This is a genomic window from Herbidospora mongoliensis (genome assembly GCF_001570545.1).
Lineage (GTDB): Bacteria > Actinomycetota > Actinomycetes > Streptosporangiales > Streptosporangiaceae > Herbidospora > Herbidospora mongoliensis.
This window is the reverse complement of the sequence record NZ_BBXD01000008.1, coordinates 733,557-751,246: the sequence shown is the minus strand read 5'-3', so window position 1 is coordinate 751,246 and position 17,690 is coordinate 733,557. Positions and strand designations below refer to the sequence as shown.

General features: G+C 68.7%; 22 protein-coding genes. 7 read left to right on the top strand and 15 right to left on the bottom strand.

All coding sequences use genetic code 11. The features are described 5' to 3' along the window. Positions 1-10 precede the first annotated feature (10 nt). The 6 genes from AW272_RS03735 to AW272_RS03710 form a co-directional block, all read right to left on the bottom strand. Positions 11-571 (bottom strand): DUF4365 domain-containing protein, encoded by a 561-nt coding sequence (locus tag AW272_RS03735; RefSeq protein ID WP_157518254.1) that lies wholly within the window; start codon positions 569-571, stop codon positions 11-13. Between the two features lie 46 nt (positions 572-617). Beyond that, entirely contained in the window at positions 618-1,517 is a 900-nt protein-coding gene (locus AW272_RS03730; protein ID WP_157518252.1) for an NmrA family NAD(P)-binding protein, read from the bottom strand. Positions 1,518-1,561: 44 nt separating this feature from the next. Further along, on the bottom strand, positions 1,562-2,626 hold the full coding sequence (locus AW272_RS03725; protein WP_066361012.1) for an aminoglycoside phosphotransferase/kinase family protein: 1,065 nt from the start codon (positions 2,624-2,626) through the stop codon (positions 1,562-1,564). 71 nt (positions 2,627-2,697) lie between these two features. Beyond that, a complete protein-coding gene (locus tag AW272_RS03720; protein ID WP_066361011.1) occupies positions 2,698-3,039 on the bottom strand; it encodes a hypothetical protein in 342 nt (113 codons plus the stop codon). 45 nt (positions 3,040-3,084) lie between these two features. Continuing rightward, positions 3,085-3,693, bottom strand: a complete 609-nt coding sequence (locus AW272_RS03715; RefSeq protein ID WP_066361010.1) for a GntR family transcriptional regulator — start codon at positions 3,691-3,693, stop codon at positions 3,085-3,087. Further along, positions 3,690-4,535 (bottom strand): EamA family transporter, encoded by an 846-nt coding sequence (locus AW272_RS03710; protein ID WP_066361009.1) that lies wholly within the window; start codon positions 4,533-4,535, stop codon positions 3,690-3,692. The genes AW272_RS03715 and AW272_RS03710 overlap by 4 nt, the downstream gene beginning before the upstream one ends. Before the next feature lie 220 nt (positions 4,536-4,755). Here AW272_RS03710 and AW272_RS03705 point away from each other — a divergent pair, with 220 nt between their 5' ends. From AW272_RS03705 to AW272_RS03695, 3 genes are all read left to right on the top strand, one after another. Further along, entirely contained in the window at positions 4,756-5,130 is a 375-nt protein-coding gene (locus AW272_RS03705; RefSeq protein WP_066361008.1) for a barstar family protein, read from the top strand. 421 nt (positions 5,131-5,551) lie between these two features. Then, positions 5,552-7,699, top strand: coding sequence for a sensor histidine kinase (locus AW272_RS03700; RefSeq protein WP_066361007.1), 2,148 nt, complete (start codon positions 5,552-5,554; stop codon positions 7,697-7,699). Beyond that, positions 7,696-8,037, top strand: coding sequence for a DUF742 domain-containing protein (locus tag AW272_RS03695; protein WP_218010772.1), 342 nt, complete (start codon positions 7,696-7,698; stop codon positions 8,035-8,037). Before AW272_RS03700 ends, AW272_RS03695 begins: the two co-directional genes overlap by 4 nt. Here AW272_RS03695 and AW272_RS03690 read toward each other — a convergent pair. Continuing rightward, a complete protein-coding gene (locus tag AW272_RS03690) occupies positions 8,012-8,377 on the bottom strand; it encodes a hypothetical protein (protein ID WP_066361005.1) in 366 nt (121 codons plus the stop codon). The genes AW272_RS03695 and AW272_RS03690 overlap by 26 nt on opposite strands. Positions 8,378-8,486: 109 nt before the next feature. Between AW272_RS03690 and AW272_RS03685 the strand changes: the two genes are divergently transcribed. Continuing rightward, positions 8,487-10,844, top strand: coding sequence for a right-handed parallel beta-helix repeat-containing protein (locus AW272_RS03685; RefSeq protein WP_218010771.1), 2,358 nt, complete (start codon positions 8,487-8,489; stop codon positions 10,842-10,844). Here AW272_RS03685 and AW272_RS03680 read toward each other — a convergent pair. From AW272_RS03680 to AW272_RS03665, 4 genes are read right to left on the bottom strand one after another with little or no spacing between them, the layout of a single operon-like run. After that, the gene (locus AW272_RS03680; RefSeq protein WP_066361003.1) at positions 10,826-11,941 is read right to left on the bottom strand and encodes an acyltransferase family protein; all 1,116 of its coding nucleotides are present in this window, start codon (positions 11,939-11,941) and stop codon (positions 10,826-10,828) included. The genes AW272_RS03685 and AW272_RS03680 overlap by 19 nt on opposite strands. 28 nt (positions 11,942-11,969) lie before the next feature. After that, complete coding sequence (locus AW272_RS03675) at positions 11,970-12,905, bottom strand: NADP-dependent oxidoreductase (protein WP_066361002.1); 936 nt, start codon at positions 12,903-12,905, stop codon at positions 11,970-11,972. Further along, positions 12,902-13,294, bottom strand: a complete 393-nt coding sequence (locus tag AW272_RS03670) for a VOC family protein (protein WP_066361001.1) — start codon at positions 13,292-13,294, stop codon at positions 12,902-12,904. The genes AW272_RS03675 and AW272_RS03670 overlap by 4 nt, the downstream gene beginning before the upstream one ends. Then, a complete protein-coding gene (locus AW272_RS03665; protein ID WP_066361000.1) occupies positions 13,287-13,622 on the bottom strand; it encodes a winged helix-turn-helix transcriptional regulator in 336 nt (111 codons plus the stop codon). The genes AW272_RS03670 and AW272_RS03665 overlap by 8 nt, the downstream gene beginning before the upstream one ends. A gap of 57 nt (positions 13,623-13,679) precedes the next feature. Here AW272_RS03665 and AW272_RS03660 point away from each other — a divergent pair, with 57 nt between their 5' ends. Further along, positions 13,680-14,498 carry an NAD(P)-dependent oxidoreductase gene (locus AW272_RS03660; RefSeq protein WP_066360999.1) on the top strand — a complete coding sequence of 273 codons (819 nt, stop codon included), beginning with the start codon at positions 13,680-13,682 and terminating at the stop codon, positions 14,496-14,498. Here AW272_RS03660 and AW272_RS03655 read toward each other — a convergent pair. Further along, positions 14,495-14,938, bottom strand: coding sequence for a hypothetical protein (locus AW272_RS03655; RefSeq protein WP_066360998.1), 444 nt, complete (start codon positions 14,936-14,938; stop codon positions 14,495-14,497). The genes AW272_RS03660 and AW272_RS03655 overlap by 4 nt on opposite strands. A gap of 4 nt (positions 14,939-14,942) precedes the next feature. Continuing rightward, a complete protein-coding gene (locus tag AW272_RS03650; RefSeq protein ID WP_066360997.1) occupies positions 14,943-15,395 on the bottom strand; it encodes a hypothetical protein in 453 nt (150 codons plus the stop codon). A gap of 39 nt (positions 15,396-15,434) precedes the next feature. Here AW272_RS03650 and AW272_RS03645 point away from each other — a divergent pair, with 39 nt between their 5' ends. Beyond that, positions 15,435-16,349 carry a helix-turn-helix transcriptional regulator gene (locus AW272_RS03645; RefSeq protein WP_066360996.1) on the top strand — a complete coding sequence of 305 codons (915 nt, stop codon included), beginning with the start codon at positions 15,435-15,437 and terminating at the stop codon, positions 16,347-16,349. On the opposite strand, the gene AW272_RS03640 is transcribed toward AW272_RS03645, so the two are convergent. Together AW272_RS03640 and AW272_RS03635 are read right to left on the bottom strand one after the other, a co-directional pair. Continuing rightward, on the bottom strand, positions 16,301-16,636 hold the full coding sequence (locus tag AW272_RS03640) for a hypothetical protein (RefSeq protein WP_066360995.1): 336 nt from the start codon (positions 16,634-16,636) through the stop codon (positions 16,301-16,303). The genes AW272_RS03645 and AW272_RS03640 overlap by 49 nt on opposite strands. Beyond that, on the bottom strand, positions 16,629-17,159 hold the full coding sequence (locus tag AW272_RS03635; RefSeq protein ID WP_066360994.1) for a DUF6232 family protein: 531 nt from the start codon (positions 17,157-17,159) through the stop codon (positions 16,629-16,631). The genes AW272_RS03640 and AW272_RS03635 overlap by 8 nt, the downstream gene beginning before the upstream one ends. Before the next feature lie 73 nt (positions 17,160-17,232). Here AW272_RS03635 and AW272_RS03630 point away from each other — a divergent pair, with 73 nt between their 5' ends. Next, complete coding sequence (locus AW272_RS03630) at positions 17,233-17,682, top strand: MSMEG_6728 family protein (RefSeq protein WP_066360993.1); 450 nt, start codon at positions 17,233-17,235, stop codon at positions 17,680-17,682. Positions 17,683-17,690 lie beyond the last annotated feature (8 nt).

Below are 17,690 nucleotides of genomic sequence, written 5' to 3'. Positions count from 1 at the left end.
CGGGCTGTGGTCATGGTGCCCCTCCGTCACCTATGCGCTGCAGTATCGCCAGAAGTTGTTCGACTGTGAAGACACGCTCCCTGGGAAGGACCACGGTCTTCGAATCTGTCTCGACGGGGTCATCGCCTTCGAGACACGTCCAGTAGGCCGATCTGCGGAGCAGCATGCCCTCGTCCCGCATCTCGAGCCAGTCGCCCAACCGTGACGGCACGAGAAGCACCGCCAGAATTTTGCGGTTGTAGGTATGTGGATCTCGTAGCGCGTCGTAGTGGTCACGGCTGAGGCGCCAGTGGACGCCGTCGTCCTTGAGCACTTCCTGCTCGGTGCATTTCATCTGCACATCGACCACCGCCGATGAGTAGACCCGATGGTTCGCCACCTGCCGGACCGTGAAATCGATCCGTTCATCGTCCACTTTGAGGTCCGACAGCTTGCATCGGGCGGCCGCGGTGATCGCGTGAACGAACGCGAGGCTGAACTGCTCCTTGCAGTGGGTCATGTGCATGGTGCCATAGGGGGCACCTTGAGATGTCCGCAGCTCATCCCAAGGATCCTGCGTGGAAAGCACCACCGATGTTTACCATATGGGATCAATCCATTACTCAGCGAATATGAAATCAGAGATAGATCGCCTTGTGCGCGGCCACGAACTGGCCGACGCTCTGGGCCGGCTGCCCGGTGACCCGGAAGACGTCGCCGGTGGCGCGGTCGTAGCGGTTCTCGCGGTGCAGTCTGGCCATGGTGGCGATGTGCTGCTGCGTGTGCGGCGGCAGGCCCGTCTTCGGCAGGACGTCTTCGACCCACTCGTCGAGCGGGACGTCCTGGTAGGTGACCGGCCGGTCGAGGGCCTGCGCGAACTGCTCGGCCACGCCGTTCATGTCGAGGGCCTTCGGGCCGGTGAGCTGGTAGACCTCGCCGAGGTGCGGCGTCGGGTCGCGCAGGATCACCGCGACCACCCGGGCGACGTCGTCGGTGGCGATCGGGGAGGTGCGGCCGGCGCCGAAGGGGAGCGCGAGGGTGCCGTTCCGGCGGATCGATCCCGCGGCCAGTGTGGTGAACAGCGGGTTGTCCAGGAAGACGGTCGGCCTGACGTGGGTCACCGGGAGGCCTGACCAGTTGAAGACCTGCTCGGCCAGGTAGTGGAGGCGCTGCTGGTGGGATTCGGCGGAGCTGGTGGCGGTCATCTGGGAGACCGTCATCTGTGACAGGTCGACCAGGCCGTCGAGTTCCCGCATCTCTCTGGCGACTGAGGCCACGACGGTCGCGGCGAGCAGGTGGTCGGGCGAGACGCTCATCCCGAAGTACATCCGCGAGACGCCCTTGAGCGCCTCGGCGACGGTCTCCGGTTCGGTCAGGTCGCCGACGACGACCTCGGTGCCCTGTGCCCTGAGCTCCTCGGCGCGCTCGTCGTCGTGCCGGACCATGGCCCGGACGGGCACGTCCATCCCGCGCAGCCGCTCCAGGACCTTACGACCCAGGCCCCGGGCCCCCGGGACGAGAACCAGCTTTCCGGCCACCGCACACCTCCGTCATCACTCTCAGTGATCATACGAAAGCGGACTCAGGGTGCCGCGTACACCCCGCCCTCGGACAGGACGTGGATGATCGCCGGGTAGATCGCCGGATTCCAGGCCGATCCGTCCAGGCGCTCCCGGTAGGCCCGGAGCGCCGTCTCCAGCAGGAACAGCCACGCCACCAGGGGACGGGCCTCCCTCGGCACGCCGAGTTCTCCCAGGAGGCGCACCGCCGCGTTGCCCGCCGCCGCCGACGCCTCGTGCAGGGACAGGCCGCGGGTCACCAGGGCGTCGTGGAAGTGCCAGTGCAGGATGTCGAAGCCCAGGGGCGCGTCGGGCGCGCTCAGGCCCCATCCGTCCAGCCGGGGGCGGCCGCCGGTCCACAGGACGTTCTCCGGGACCAGGTCGCCGTGCCAGCGGCCGAAGGTCAGGCCGACGTCGCCGTAGCAGCGCTCCAGGCGGTCGGCCAGGCGGTCGGTCACGGCGGCCAGGCGGGGGGCGTCGCGGAGGGACGCGATCTCGGTGCGCATCCGCTTCCAGTACGGCGCGTCGTACAGGATCGCGCGGCTCCTGGGACCGCTGAAGGCGATGTCCCTGATGATCTGGGGTGACGGCGCCGGGTCGCCCTGGCGGTGGGGGCGGCCGGTCCAGCTCGTCACGGTCACCGGGTGGCTCTGCCACTCCGCCTCGGCCAGCAGGGCGGGGGCGAGGCGGTGGCCGCGCAGGGTCGACAGGGTGACGGCCTCGTTGACGGCCAGGACGCTGGTCGCGGCGTTCCAGCCCACCGTCGCACGGGCGACCGCGCGGCCGCGGGCGTAGAGCCACACGTACGGGCGATCGGCGCGCAGGCCGAAGGCCGCGCGCAGCGGGCCCCGGCCCAGGAGGCCGCTGAGCCACGAGACGAGCAGGGTCTCGTCGGGGTCGGCGCCCTCGCGGACGCTGACGACAAGTGGGTACAGGGCGAAGACGCCCTGTGGACGGAGACGGTCGCCGGCGAACGAATAGCGTTCGGCCTCGCGGTAGCCCGGTGGGATCTCTCCCGTGGTCACGCGGACGACGTCGCCGGACGGTTCCCAGACGCGCGCGATGAGGCCGCGCAGATCGACGTTCATGGTCTGAATCCAAACCCAGGTGACAACAGACGCTCTTTGTCACTCTATGTCGGAATCAGGGGTGATCTTGGCTAGTCGTATTCCAAATCTGGGAGCGGATGAGGTGGATCGGGACTGCGCCAGACGACGACGTAGCCGTCGTCGGCGTTCTCGACGGCCGACGAGAGGCGGTCGAGGTCGAAGTCGGGGAGGTAGCGGAGGCGGGCCAGGAAGGTCGCGTCGGTGGCCGAGCGGGGCACCACGCAGTTGTCTCCCGCGCGGTCCTCCAGGACGATGTGCACGTCGGACTCGGTGACGCCACCGACTCTTACCTCGATGACGTCTTCCCACGCCAGCGCCTCGACGGAACCGTCGGCGTAGTGGCGGGTGACGCCTTCCTCGGTGACGTACACGTAGGTATCCGGCACGTGCATGGGCGCGATTGTGTCGGGCTTTGAGGGGTCCGGCAAGATGATGCGTCAGATGCGCCAGACGAGGTGCTCGCGGGCGGCTTCCGCGGCCTCCTGAGATGTCCCGGCCTCTAGTCGTTCGAGCAGTTCGCGGTGTTCCGTCACCATTTCGTCTCGGTCTGGGTACGCCTCCCGGAGGCGGACGACCCCGAGACGGGTTTCCGCCGAGAGGGACAGATACAACCGGAGCAATCTGGGGCTCCCGGCGGCGCGGGCGAGGGCCTCGTGCAGGGCCATGTGCTGGGCGACGATGCCGGCCCAGGGGGCGTCGTCGGGGAGCGCGGCCATGGTGTCGAGGGCCCTGCGGGCCTCCTCGACCCGGCGACCGGCCACCGCCGCGCCGACGAGGTCTTCCAGCGGGCGGCGTACATAGAGCAGGTCGTCGAGGTCGGCCGAGGTGAAATCGGGCACGTACGCCGACTTGTTGCGCTCCCGGCGCAGGATGCCCTCGTGGACGAGGGCGGCGATGGCCTCCCGGACGGTCGGGCGGGCCACGCCGTAGGTCGCCGAGATCTCCTGTTCGGGGAACTGGGTCCCGGCGGGGACGTCACCCGACAGGATGCGGGTGCGCAGGGCGTCCGCGAGGGCTTCCACGGTGGAGACGGGGCGCAGCTTCACGCCGGAGAGCCTACTTTTTCCGGCCGGGCCACCACGATCAAACTGAGCGCCAGCAGTCCCAGCCCGGCCCACGAAGGCAGGCTCAGGGTCTCGCCCAGGACCGCCACTCCCAGGACGGCGGCCACCGCCGGTTCGGCCAGGGCCAGGGTGCTGGCGGTGGCGACGGGGGTGCCGCGCAGGCCCCGGCCGTACAGGACATAGGAAAGGGCTGTGGTGGCCAGGCCCAGGTAGAAGAGCGTCAGCAGGCTGGCCGGGTCGGTGATCCAGGAGAGGTCGCCGGTCAGCAGGATGGGCAGCATGATCAGGGCCGAGACGCCGAACATGACGGCCATCACGCTGTCGCTGGGGTTGCCGGCGACGATGGCGCGGGCGGCGATGACGGCGTACGAGGCGTAGATGAACCCGCCGACCAGCGCCAGGCCGACGCCGAGCGGGTCGACGGTGCCGCCGCCGGGCAGCAGCAGCACGGCGCAGCCGAGGATCGCGGCGGCGGTCCCCCACATCCACTGACGCGACGGCGCCTGCCGGTCGAGGGCCCACGACAGCAGGCCGGTGAAGACGGGGCCGCTGCCGATGAGGATCACGGTGCCGATCGCGACGCCGGTCATGCTCACCGCGACGAAGAAGCAGAGCTGGTAGAGGGCCACGCACAGACCGCCCAGCAGCAGCACCGGGCTGGGCCGAAACCTCGCGCCCGGTCTGAGCAGCACGAACCCGGCCAGCGCCGTGCCGCCGATGACGAGCCGGGCGGCGGCCAGCGCGACCGCTCCGGCGGCGGCGAAGGTCCCGGCGGTGCCGGCGGTCCCCCAGAGGACGGCGGCGAGGACGACGAAGAGGGGCATGCGTCAGATTGTCTGACAACTAGACAGTTGGTGGCAAGTGCTTTATTCGCAACGGATCTTTATGACCGTGAGTAAAGATCTGACAGGAATCATTGACTTTCCAGGCCAGAGGTCATGACAATGCACCAAAGATCGGTCCATAAGCCAATAAGAAGAGATGTTTTTATCCGAAAGATTCCCGGAGAAGTGGGAAGCGCGTTCCTCGGGGAAGACCGCAACCATGTTGAGTCGGTTTGTACGGGCTCCCCGGACCGTCGGGGTCGCCACCGCCATCGCCGAGGCCAGGGAGCGGGGAGCCACCCCCCACCTCCTCGACGGCGCCGAGATGGTCACCTCCGCGGCGGCCTTCGAGGCCATCGCCCGCGCCCTGGAGTTCCCCGAGGGTTTCGGTCACTGCCTCGATGCCCTGTACGACCACCTGACGGACCTCTCCTGGCTGACGCCCGGGGAACACGTCCTCATCTGGTCGAAGCCGTCACTGCTCCGGAAGTCCGATGCGACGGCCTACGACGGCCTCGGCTCCGCCCTCTCGGACGCCACCACCGACGGCACCAAGGGCGACGCGACCTTGACGGTGATCATGCTGGACAACTGACAGCACCCCCGACTCCGCCGACACGGCCGGTCAGGGCGTCGACGGGCGCCGGCGGACGTTCCCCCACCGGCCACCCGAGCGTCACCATCGCCGACGATCGTCCATCAAGGTGACCGAAACGTTCCTTTCGGGTGGTGCTCTACCCTAAGATCGGAGTCGACGGACTACACAGCGGAGTGTGACCGCCGTCACCATCAAATCGGACAAATTCCCCATTAATGCAGGTAGCGAACACAGGCGAGTGCAACTCAGGGTCATATTCCGCACGGGCACCATTCGTGCAGGGTGCGCTGAAAGCCGCGAAACAGCGTCATACCCGAATAGCCCCCATTTCGTTGCGAACGCCACCTAGTTCCACAGCTCACGCGTTGCTATTGTTTCGCCACTATTAACGCATGTGTTCGCCCTCTGTTGAGGTCTCATGGCTGGCCGCAAACGCTCCATCCGCTTCAAGATCTTCGCGGTCTTGCTCGCTCCCGTGACCGCTCTCGCGGTCATCTGGGCGTTGACCGCGGCTATTACCCTCACATCCGGCCGGGAATATCTCCGGGTCGGGACGGTCTATGAGCACATCGTCCTTCCCTCCCGCGCCGTGCTGACCGAGTTACAGCACGAGCGCCTGATGTCGATCACCTTCCTCGGGGGGACCTCGGCCTTCCACGCCGACCTCGACGCCCAGCAGAAGCGCACCGACGAGGTCGCGGCCAGCCTGGCCGGGCACGCCATCTCCGGGCGCGAGTCGGCGCCGCCGGCGCTCTGGGACCGCACGCAGGAACTGCTCCGGCAACTCGACCGGCTCGACGCGGTGCGCAGCCAGGTGGAGAACCGGGAGATCGGGCGCCTCGACGCCCTCACCCAGTACAGCGAGATCGCCGAGGTCGGCTGGCAGGTCTACGACCGGATGATGATCGCCCCCGACCTCGACCTGATCAGCCAGACGAAGGCGGTCGTGCTGATCGGCCGGGCCCGCGAGATCGTCAGCCAGGAGTCGGCGCTGCTCGCCGGCACCCTGGGCACCGGCCGGATGAGCCAGCGCGAGCAGGACATGTTCGTCGACATCGCCGCCAAGCGCTCCCTCCTCTACAGCCTCGGCTTCAGTGGTCTCGAAGGCACCATGCGCGACCCGTACGTGAAGCTGAACGGGACCCAGGCCTACCTCGACTTCGTGAAGCTCGAAGGCACGGTCCGCGACAAGGTCAGGCCGGATCAGCCGCTGCCGCCGGAGGCCGGCCGCTGGCAGGCCACCGCGGAGACCCTCTCGGTCACCCTCGACAAGCTGGGCGGCGACGCCAGCCTCGAGATCGGCAACCGGATGCAGCCGGCCGTGCTGAACCTGCTCATCCGCCTCGGTGTGCTCGCCGTCGTCGGCCTGCTCGCCGTCGTGGTCACGCTGCTGGTGTCGGTGCGGTTCGGCCGCCGGATCTCCGCCGAGCTGGGCGCCCTGCAGAATGCCGCCGTCGACCTGTCGGACCGGCGGCTGCCCGACATCGTGGCGCGGCTCAGCCGGGGAGACAACGTCGACGTCGTGAGCGAGACCCCGCCGGTCATGGTGCCCGGCAACACCGCCGAGGTCGCCACGGTCACCAACGCGTTCACTTCGGTGCAGGCGACCGCCGTCCAAGCGGCGGTTGGCCAGGCCCGGCTCCGGCAGGGCGTCAACAAGGTGTTCCTCAACTTGGCCCGCAGAAACCAATCGCTGTTGCACCGGCAGCTCGGCATCCTCGACGGCCTGGAGCGGCAGACCGAGGACCCGAACCTGCTGGAGCAGCTGTTCGGCCTCGACCACCTGACCACCCGCATGCGCCGGCACGCCGAGGGCCTGATCATCCTGTCGGGCGCGACCCCGGGCCGCGGCTGGCGCGAACCGGTCGCCCTGTTCGACGTCGTCCGCGCCTCGGTCGAAGAGGTCGAGGACTACCTGCGGGTCGACGTGAACGTGTCGCACCACGCCAAACTGGTCGGCCCGGCCGTCACCGACGTCATCCACCTGATCGCCGAACTCGTCGAGAACGCCACGATCTTCTCCCCGCCGCACACCCGGATCTCGATCCACGGTGACCTGGCGGCGCGTGGATTCGTCCTGGAGATCGAAGACCGAGGGCTCGGGCTGAGCTCCGAGGAGATGGAAACGATCAACGAGCGGCTCGCCGACCCGCCGGAGTTCGACCTGTCCGACAGCGACCGGCTCGGCCTGTTCGTCGTCGGGCGACTGGCCAAGCGGCACGACATCATGGTCAACCTGCGGCCCTCGCCGTACGGCGGCACCACCGCCATCGCCCTCATCCCGGCCGAACTGGTCGTCGTGCCGGACGCCGCGGAGATCGCGGCGGCCGAGCAGCCGATGCCGGCCCGGCCGGCCAAGGCGCCACTGCTGGCGCCGGTGTCCGGCAAGCACGGGGCGCCCACCGCGACCACGGCCGGCACCCCCGGCACCGCGGCCGGGCTGAACCTGCCCCGGCGGGTCCGCCAGACCAACATGGCGCCGCAGTTGCGCGAGGAGCCGAGCAAGCCTGACTTGTTCTCGTCGTTCCAGGCCGGCTGGCGCCGAGCGGAGGAAGAGCAGCCGTGAGCGAAGAACCACCCCTGCTCCGTCCGTACACGCTCACCCGGGGCAGGACCCGGCCCACCGGGCCGGAGTTCGAGCTGATGACGATCATCCGGGCGGTCCCCGGGGTGCCGGTGGCCGGGCTCACGCCGGAGGAACTCAAGATCGTCCGGCTCTGCCAGGCACCGACGTCGGTGGCCGACCTCGCCTCCGACGTCCGGCTGTCGCTGAACGTCGTCCGGATCCTGCTGAGCGGTCTGCGGGACCGCAACCACATCACGGCCCGGCCGCAGGCCACCGTGGCCCAACTCCCGGAGGAGCGGCTCCTGCGCGAGGTCATCCAGGGTCTGCGAGCCCTGTAAGGGCCTCGTCGAGGTGCCGGCGCGCCGGCTCAAGCACCTGCTCGGTGTAGTGACCGAGCAGGTGCTCGGCCGTTTCAGGTAAGTGAAGTAACTCCTCGCCGTCAAGGTCGACCGTCCCCGCCACCACCCACGCCTGCCCGCGAGAGGTCAGCCGGACCTCGCACACCAGCTCACGGCCGTCCGGGAGCGTGAAAGAGACGCCGAGACGAACCCGCCCGACCAGATCCGTGATGGGAGACCAGCGCCGGATGTCGGGATGGAAATCGAGGTAAAGGTCACGGCCGACCTCGGAAAAAGCGCTGGCAGAGGCCATCACGGCCCGGAGAAGATCGTCGTGCACGGCTCGGATAATCCTCGTTAATACAGGTATTCACTGTGACCTGAGGGGCTCAGGCCGTTTTTGTAACTTCTGTGTACACGATCACGGTCCTCTCGGTATGAAAGGCCCTATGCCTCTTCGTTATAGAAGATTCGTCGTCTGTTCGCTTGCCATCGGCGGTGCGATCGGGGTCGACATGGCCACTCAGGCGATCGCGGCCCCGCCTTCGGCGAACGCGGTGCACGTGTCCGCGAGCTTGGGGAACGACGCCAACCCCGGAACCGAGAGCGCGCCGCTGCGGACCGTCGCCGCCGCGCTCAAGCGCGCCAAGGGCGGCGTGATGACGACGATCGTCCTGCGCGGCGGCGAATACCGGGAGTCCCTCGGCAGCATCGGCAAGCCCGTGACGATCCAGTCGGCCCCCGGGGAACAGGCCTGGTTCAAGGGCAGCACCGAGATCGCCCCCGCGAAATTCGCCCGGGACGGCGCCGCCTGGCGCCTCGACGGCTGGAACCCCGACATCTGCCGGACCGCCTGCGTGTATCCGCCCGACATCGCCTCGGGCAACGCCGTCGGCGGCGACCCCGAGATGGCCTTCTACGGCGGCAAGCCCCTCCAGCAGGTGACCTCCCGCGCGGCCGTCGTCCCCGGGACGTTCTACTGGGACGGCCGGAGCGCGCTCTACGTGGGCGACGACCCCGCCAGGGCGCGGGTGGAAGTGGCCTCCATCGCCTACGCCGTGCACTTCCTGCCGGGTTCGGAGAACTCCGTCCTGCGCGGCCTCGGCTTCGCCCACTACGCGACCAGCCAGGACTACCGCAAGAAGCCGGCCACGATCATCTCGCAGGCCAAGGGCGTCGTGCTCGAGGACAACACGGTCACCCTCAACGCGGCCGCCGGGGTGTCGGTGCTCGCGAACGACATGCGCTTAGCCGGGAACACGATCACCGCCAACGGCTTCACCGGGATCAGCTCCCACAAGGCCGGCAACCTGACGATGTACGGCAACGTCGTCTCGGGCAACAACACCGAGAAGATCGGCCTGGTGGCGGTCTCCAGCCTCGCCGGGGCCGGGATGAAGGCGACGTTCCTCGTCAACGCCAACATCCGCGACAACGTGTTCGACGGCAACCAGGGCGCCGGGTTCTGGTGCGACCTGTCGTGCGAGAACGTGCGGCTCGTCCGGAACGTGGCCAGGGGCAACACCAAGCACGGCATGTACTACGAGGTGTCCTCGCGGGGGCTGATCGCCTCCAACCTGCTGGCCGGGAACGGGCAGTTCGGCCTCAAGATCAGCGGGTCGAACAAGGTCAAGGTGTACAACAACACCCTCGCCGACAACGCCTCCCCGATCCAGATCGCCGAAGACCCCCGGCCCCACCTGGACCGCTGCAACGCCGACAACTGCCCCGCTCCCGACGCGGTGGCACGCGGGGTGACCTGGGACACCGCCGACGTCACCCTGATCAACAACATCTTCTCCGGCCGGTCGGGGGGCGGCGCCCTCGTGGACACCGTCGACGCCAACAGCGCGTCGTCGGGCAAGCGGGTCGGCGCGGCGAAGATGATCCCCGCCGGGCAGATGGACAACAACGGCTACTACCGCCCGACGACGGCCTCGCAGGTGGCGAAGTGGGCGGTCCCGACCGGCAACGACCAGGCCTTCACCAGCCTGACCCAGCTCAAGTCGACGGGCCGCGAGAACAACGCCCACTACCAGGAGGGCTCGGAGGGCTTCTTCAACGGGACCGACTACAAGCTGAAGTCGGGCTCGCCGGCGGCCGGAGCCGGCGCGCCGCTCCCGGCGGACGTGGCCGAGGCGATCGGCGTGACCGCGGGCAAGAAGGTGGCCCTGGGCGCACTGCGCGGCCCGACCGTGGAGACGACCCCACCGCCCCCCACGACGACGCCGACGCCGACGCCTTCACCATCGCCTTCGCCATCGCCTTCGAAGACGCCTACGGCTTCGCCCAGCCCCACACCGTCGGTCACGCCTTCGAAGACGCCCACGCCCACACCCACGCCTTCGCCGTCGAACACCCCGGCGCCGGTGCTGGAGCTGCTGCGCAGGCCCCTGTACGTCGTCACACACCCCACACAGGGCCACGCGCTGCTGACCCTGAGCCGAGGCGAGGCCGACAAGGCGGTGGCCCGCTACGGCTACACCGATGAGGGCGTGTCAGTGTTCGCCTCCGGCCGGATGGCCCCCGGACTGGTCCCCGTCCACCGGTTGGTCCACCCGACCACGGGTGACCGCCTGTTCGCCCGCAGCACCGTCGAGCGCGACAACGCGGTGGCCCGCTCGGGCTACGTCTACGAGGGCGTCACCTTCTACGCCGTCAACCAGAACACCCCGGGCACGACCGCTGTCTACCGCCTCAGGAAGGGCGCCTTCCACACCTACGTCGTCGGCCCGCAGGCCCGCGACGCGGCCATCGCCGGCGGCTGGACCTACGAACACATCGCGTTCTACGTCCGCCCGGCCTGACGCACCCCGAACAGCGCCCGCACGTAGGGCACCCGCCGGAGGATCTCGTACGCCGCCAGCGTCACCGCGAACGACACCGCGACGATGGCGGCGTACTTGACGAGAATCGGCGCATTCCACCGCACGACGTAATAGGCGGCCACCACCACGACGGGCTGGTGGACGATGTAGACGAAGAGGGCGGCGGTCGCCAGATAGCCGCCCTTCTCCGTCCAGGCGCGCCGGTCGAGAAAGCCGAGAATGGCGACGCAGATGCACCAGGAGGCGGCGCCGTAGAGCGCCCGGACGACGATGGGGAATGGCTCCATGTCGAGCATCGGATCGCCGTCGAGCAGCATGAACGCGGGCGCCCCGACGGCGAAGAGAACTCCGCCGATGAGAGCGGCCAGTGGCGCGTCCCTTCGCATGGCCGCCCTCAGTCGATCATCGCTGGCCATGATGTAGCCGTACAGGAAGAAGAGCAGGTAGGCCCATCTGCTCCAGGCGGCGAACACCTCTTCCAGGCCGACGAACGCGCACACCAGGGAAATCGGCAGGAAGGGCAGCAGGATCAGGCCCCGCCGGGCGAAGAAGCCGTAGTCCGAAGGGATCCACCGCGCGACCAGCGCCAGAATGAGCGACCAGACGATCAGCATCACCACGAAATACAGGTGGCCGGTCTCGAAATGCTCGCCGCGCAGGATGAAGGGGAAATTCTTGAGGTCCACGTCGACGTCGAAGAATTTCGGCAGGAATTCCCAGTAGCTCTCCGCCGTCCCGGCCCTGATCCACTGCGGAATCGGGATGATCGTCACCACGGCGATGACAAGCGGCAGGCCGAGGCGGAGTAATCGATCCCCGGCGAACGCCTCCGCCCCACGTCTCCGAAGCGAATGCCAGGCGGCCAGCCCGGAGACGAGGAAGAGCATCGGCATCGCCCAGATGACCATGAACCCGGCGAAGATCATCGTGAGGCCGGTGGTGTCGGCGTTCTTCACGTAGAAGTCGTCTTCGGAGTCGAACACCAGCGCGGTGTGGAAGAAGATCAGTCCGAAGACCACGACGATCCGGATCAGATCGAGTTCCGGCCGCCGCGTGGACGTCTGTTGGGCCCCCATGTCCGCCAGTGTCGACCGGCACGCCGGATCAGTCGACCGTCAACACGATCTTTCCGGTGGTACGACCTGACTCGCCCAGTTCCATCGCCTTCGCGAGTTCCTCCAGCGGGAAGACGGCCGCGATGGCGACCCGCAGCCGCCCGGCGCCGATCAGCGCCGCGAGGCTCCGCAGCGCCGACAGGTCGGGCTCGCACAGCATCGACTCGACCCGAACGCCGTGCTTCTCGCCGTGTTCCCGCAGGTCGGACACCTCCATCGAGCTGACCAGGGAGACGATGACGCCCCCGGGCCGCAGCACGGTGATCGAGCGCGGCCCGTAGTCGCCGCCGATGGTGTCGATCACCGCGTCGAGCCCCTCGACGACGGTGGTGAAGTCGGTCGACCGGTAGTCGATCACCTGGTCGACGCCGATCCGGCGCAGGAAGTCGTGCTTGGCCGCGCTGGCGGTGCCGTAGACGTAGGCGCCCCGGGCCTTGGCGATCTGCACCGCGAGGTGCCCGACTCCGCCGGCCGCCGCGTGGACCAGCACCCGGTCGCCGTCGCGGACCCTGGCCACGTCGACCAGCGCCTGCCAGGCCGTCAGCCCGGCCAGCGGCACCCCGGCGGCCTGCGTGTGGTCGAGCGAGACCGGTTTGGGGGCGAAGGTCCGCGACGGCGCGGTGACGTACTGGGCGAACGCGCCGTGCCCGACGGGGTAGCGCAGCATCCCGAAGACCTCGTCGCCGGGCTTGTAGATCGCCGCCCCCATGCCGACAGACTCGACGACGCCGGAGACGTCCCACCCGAGCACGAACGGCGGCTTCCCGAGCAGGCCCCCGGTCGACCGGTGCTTCCAGTCGGTCGGGTTCAGCCCGGCGGCCCGCACCCTGACCAGGACCTCCGTCGGCCCGGGAACGGGCTTGGGCAGGTCGATCTCGTGCAGCACGTCGGGTCCGCCCAGGGTGTCCTGGCTGATGGCCTTCATTCAAGCTCCTCGAACAGGGTCAGTTGCAGCCCGTCGGGGGCGGTCAGCCGGGCGTTCAGCGAGTTCCAGGGCGTGCGCGTGGGCGGCGCGAGCACGTCGGCGCCGTGCTCCTCGAGCAGCGCCGTCGTCGACTCGGTGTCGGGCACCTCCAGCGCGACCCTGATGTGCCCGGCCACCCGGTGACCGACCTCGGTCTCGTCGATGAACCGCGCCTGGCGGACATCGATGATCTCGACGGTGGCCCGGCCCGCCGACAGCAGCCGGACCTTCCCCTCGTCGGAGGAGAAGTCGGCGATCTCGGGGAGCCCGAGCACGTCGCGGTAGAAGTGCAGGGCCTCCTCGTAGTTCTCGGCCGTCACGACCAGCCGCAGTTCACGCACCTCAGTCACGGGGCATCGCCTCGATCGTCTCCATGTGACGATGGCCCCATTCCCCCAGCGGCTCCAAGGCAGCGTTGAGCGTCTGCCCGAATTCGGTCAGGGAATAGATCACCTTGGGCGGCACCTGCTCGAACACCTCGCGGTGCAGCACACCGTTGCGTTCGAGCTCGCGGACCTGCTGGGTCAGCATCTTCTCGCTGATGCCGCCGACCCGCCGCCGCAGCTCGCCGAACCGCAGCGGCTCGGCGTGCAGATGCCAGAGGATCAGCGCCTTCCACTTGCCGCCGACGACGTCCATCGCCGCGTCGAGACCGCAGCTGTAGGAGACCTTCTTCATACTTACAAAATAGTGGGTACTTGTCGGAAAGTTAGGACCCTGACGAAGATCGAGGGCATGACTCCAGTGACAGTTCTCGGGCTCGGCCCGATGGGCAGCGCCCTGGCCTCGGCCTTCGCCGCCGAAGGCCATCCGACGACCGTGTGGAACAGAACCCCGGGCAAGGCCCCGGCGGGCACACGTGAGGTCTCCTCTGTAAGAGATGCGGCCGGCCCTCTCACGATCGTCTGCGTGATCGACTACGCGGCGGCGGCGGCGATCCTCGACCCGGTCGCCCTGAAAGGCCACACGCTGGTCAACCTGACCGCCGACGCCCCCCACCGGGCTCGCGAGATGGCCGCCTGGGCTTTGAGCCACGGCATCGACTATCTCGACGGGGCGATCATGACTCCCGTACCGACGATAGGAACTCCAAGCGGCGTGGTGATCCTTTCCGGCCCTCAGGAGGTGTACGACCGGCACGCCGCCACCCTCGCCGCCGTCGGCGCCACCACCTATCTCGGCGCGGAGATCGGCCGGGCGGCGGCGTTCGACGTGGCGCTGCTCGACTTCTTCTGGACCTCGATGACCGGCTTGGTCCACGCCTTCACCCTCGCCGCCTCGGAGGGTGTGCCGCCCGCGGAACTGGCACCGTTTCTGCAGGGCATCGGCGCGATCATGCCGCCGATCATCGAGGAGTTCGCGCACCATCACACGACCGGTGACCATCCCGGTGACGCCTCGACGATCGTCTCGGCCCGCGCCGGGATGGCCCACATCGCCGAGACGGCCGACCGGCACGGCCTCGACGCCACGGTGCTCCGGGCCGCCCTCGGCCTGGCCGACGAAGCCATCGAGAGCGGGCGCGGGAGCAGGTCGTACTCGGCGTTGATCTAGCTGCGGGTGAAGTCCATGGTCCAGTTGGTCACCCAGGTCTGGCCGCCGTCCCGGGAGAAGGCCTGCTCCCAGTGGGCGGAGTTCTCGGTGATGTCCGACCAGATGAAGCGGGCGTAGATCTCCTCGCCGGCGTAGACGTCGTGGCCGAAGAACTCGCCCACGCCGTCGGTGAAGGTGCCGATGACGGGGGGCGTGAGGACCCCGTGCTTGGAGTTCGACCAGTTGAGGGACCACTCCTTCTTCTCGACGTCGAACAGCCGCAGCGTGATGCCACTGAACGTCGGGCAGACCATCTCCTCGATGTTGCCGCCACCGTCGAACAGGCGGCGGCTGGTGGAGTGGCCGGTGAACTCCTCCCACTCGCTGGTGGGGTCGACGTAGTTCAAGCGGCGGCGGTTGAGGACGGTCCAGTCGCCGACGAGGAAATCGAAGTCGGTCATGCGATCAGCCACTTTCCGGGAGGGAGTCGGCCAGGTATCCGGCCAGATCGGGGCGTTCAGGGGCGAGGACATGGCGTACCCAGGCGTCGCGCTCGTGGGTGATCGGCGGCAGTTCGTAGACGCAGCCGATGAAGTCGGACGCCAGCCGCACGAAATGGGCCGGATCGTCGTCGGGACAGCCGAGAAAGGGCTGGCCGCCGGCCGCGCCGGTGAACCGCAGCGCGTTGTCCCAGGCCCACGAGTAGACGTTGAGGTAGGCGCCGGTGTCGCCGCCCCGGTGCAGCACCACGAACGCGGCCGGCGGCGTGCCGTCGGGTTCGGGGAGCAGGTCGGGCAGCAGCGCGTAGGCCGCCTTCTCGACATGGGGTTCCGGGGAGCCGACGTGATAGCGCTTGATGTGGCGCCCACCGACCTCGATCGGCGGCGGCACGGTGAGGATCTTCTCCGCGAAAGCCATGTCTGGACCTTAAGGGGGCTTCACTGCCAAGGTGTGTCAGTGAAGTCGAGCCGACTGCTCGCGACGGTGCTGCTGCTCCAGACCAAGGGCCGCCGCACCGCCGCCCAGCTCGCCGAAGAACTCGAGGTGTCGGTACGCACCGTCTACCGGGACATCGAGTCGCTGCACGCCGCGGGCGTCCCCGTCTACGGAGACGCCGGCCACCAGGGCGGATATCAGCTCGTCGCGGGCTACCGCACCCACCTGACGGGGTTGAATCCAGCCGAGGCCGAAGCGCTGTTCCTGTCCGGCCTGCCCGGCCCGGCGGGCGAACTCGGCCTGGGCAACGCGCTGGCCGGAGCCCAGCTCAAACTGCGCGCCGCGCTGCCCCCCGAGCTGCGCGCCCAGGCCGACCGGATGCGGGCCCGGTTCCACCTCGACGCGCCCGGCTGGTACGCCAAGGACACCTCGGTGCCGTTCCTCCAGGAGGTCGCCGACGCGGTGTGGGGCGGGCGGGTGCTGAACGTGCGCTATCGCCGGTGGAAGACGCCGACGGATGTCGACCGGGTGCTCGAACCCTACGGACTCGTGTTGAAGGCGGGCCGGTGGTATCTGGTGGCGGGGCCCGGGCCGCGCACCTATCGCGTCGACCAGATCCTCACGCTCGAGGTGTCGGAGGCGGAGTGCGCGGTTCCGGATGACTTCGACCTTCCGGCCTACTGGCGCGACTACCAGGAAGGGTTCCGCACGTATCTGTACCGGGCCGAGGCGCTCGTCCGGATCGACGGCGTCGAGCAGACCGTCTCCATCGAGTCGATCCCGAAGGCGGCCCGGCACTTCCTGTCGCTGGGCCCCTCGGCCGAGGTGCTCGAACCGCCCGAGTTGCGCCGGGAGGTGGCCCGGCTGGCTACCGAGGTCGCCGCGCTCTACGCCCGCGACACCAGCGCCACGATCAGCGAGGCGACCCCGCCCTGAACGATCGACAGCACCGCGTCCTTGGCGCCGCCCGCGACCGCGGTCGCGAGCGCCCGCAGTCGTCCCGGCTGCTCCTGTACGGCGGCCACCACGGCGCCGGGATCGATCAGCGACCCGTCGGGTGCGATCGCCCCGTCGCGGCCGAGCTGCGCGATCAGCGACCGCAGTTCGGCCACCGCCGCCCCGACGTCGACCTGACCCTCGTTGTTGGTCACATGGAAGACGGCCCCCGAGCCGCCGACGTACTTGTCCCGCCCGACCTTGTCGCCGCCGATGTAGTCACCCATTGCGGACCCCCATCTGACTGTCGCTCTGGTACTTGTCGCGGCCGATCTTGTCTCCGGCGACCAGGTCACCGTGGACGTGGATGACCTGTTCGTGGTCGGGCGGGTCCTCGATGGCGCCGACGACGAGCCCCTCGATCCGGTGGATCTCATCCAGGTCGGTCCCTGACAGGGCGGTGAACTGGGTCCCGGCGGTCTCGATCATCAGGGCGTACTTGGTCCGCCGCAGCACCAGCCGGTAGAGCAGGACGAGCAGGAGCCAGGTCAGCCGGATGGCGGCGACCGCCATCGCGATGGGCAGATACTCCCGCGCCTCGGGGAGCACCTCCTGCACCGCGTACGACGCCCCCGCCATCAGCGCCGCCCAGACGATGATCTCCCCGAGGGGATGGAAGGTGGCGAGCCGTCCCTTGTAGACGATCCGCAACGTCTGCACACGCGAGATGTTCGCGAGCGGATACACCTCGTGCCCGATCCGCACGATCCGCTTGCTGATGCGAATCTCGCCGACACGTTTCTTGGCCATGCCGTCATGGTGGGCGCGTTCCCCACGGCGCGCTTGAGTAGCCCCCTACTCATCTCGCTCTAGCGTGAACCCGGTGCAGACCTTTCTGCCCTATCCCGATTTCACCGCGACCGCCCAGGTCCTGGACGACCGCCGCCTGGGCAAACAGCGCGTCGAGGCCATCCAGGTGTTGCGGGCGACGTCGATCGACGACTACGGCTGGCGGCACCACCCGGCGGCGAAGATGTGGCGCGGCTACGAGGAGGCCCTCGTCCGGTACGGCCTGGAGATCTGCGCCCAATGGTGTTCGACCGGCCGCGCCGACACCTGCGCGGCGACGCTGCGCACCGATCTGGGCCGGTTGAGAGGCGTGGCGAAGATCCGCTCACAGGCGGCCCTGGCGAAGGCCGGTGAGCTGCCGCCGTGGCTGGGCGACCCGGAATTCCACCTGAGCCACCGGTCGGCGCTGCTGCGCAAGGACCCGGCGTTCTACCGGCCGCTGTTCGGCGACGAGCCGGATGATCTGCCGTACGTCTGGCCCTAGCCTGAGGG

Coding starts and splice junctions, on each gene's coding strand:
- AW272_RS03725 (WP_066361012.1), bottom strand. CDS start 2,626: ATGAACGTCGATCTGCGCGGCCTCATCGCGCGCGTCTGGGAACCGTCC.
- AW272_RS03720 (WP_066361011.1), bottom strand. CDS start 3,039: ATGCACGTGCCGGATACCTACGTGTACGTCACCGAGGAAGGCGTCACC.
- AW272_RS03710 (WP_066361009.1), bottom strand. CDS start 4,535: ATGCCCCTCTTCGTCGTCCTCGCCGCCGTCCTCTGGGGGACCGCCGGC.
- AW272_RS03705 (WP_066361008.1), top strand. CDS start 4,756: ATGTTGAGTCGGTTTGTACGGGCTCCCCGGACCGTCGGGGTCGCCACC.
- AW272_RS03700 (WP_066361007.1), top strand. CDS start 5,552: ATGGCTGGCCGCAAACGCTCCATCCGCTTCAAGATCTTCGCGGTCTTG.
- AW272_RS03685 (WP_218010771.1), top strand. CDS start 8,487: ATGCCTCTTCGTTATAGAAGATTCGTCGTCTGTTCGCTTGCCATCGGC.
- AW272_RS03680 (WP_066361003.1), bottom strand. CDS start 11,941: ATGGGGGCCCAACAGACGTCCACGCGGCGGCCGGAACTCGATCTGATC.
- AW272_RS03675 (WP_066361002.1), bottom strand. CDS start 12,905: ATGAAGGCCATCAGCCAGGACACCCTGGGCGGACCCGACGTGCTGCAC.
- AW272_RS03665 (WP_066361000.1), bottom strand. CDS start 13,622: ATGAAGAAGGTCTCCTACAGCTGCGGTCTCGACGCGGCGATGGACGTC.
- AW272_RS03660 (WP_066360999.1), top strand. CDS start 13,680: ATGACTCCAGTGACAGTTCTCGGGCTCGGCCCGATGGGCAGCGCCCTG.
- AW272_RS03655 (WP_066360998.1), bottom strand. CDS start 14,938: ATGACCGACTTCGATTTCCTCGTCGGCGACTGGACCGTCCTCAACCGC.
- AW272_RS03650 (WP_066360997.1), bottom strand. CDS start 15,395: ATGGCTTTCGCGGAGAAGATCCTCACCGTGCCGCCGCCGATCGAGGTC.
- AW272_RS03640 (WP_066360995.1), bottom strand. CDS start 16,636: ATGGGTGACTACATCGGCGGCGACAAGGTCGGGCGGGACAAGTACGTC.
- AW272_RS03635 (WP_066360994.1), bottom strand. CDS start 17,159: ATGGCCAAGAAACGTGTCGGCGAGATTCGCATCAGCAAGCGGATCGTG.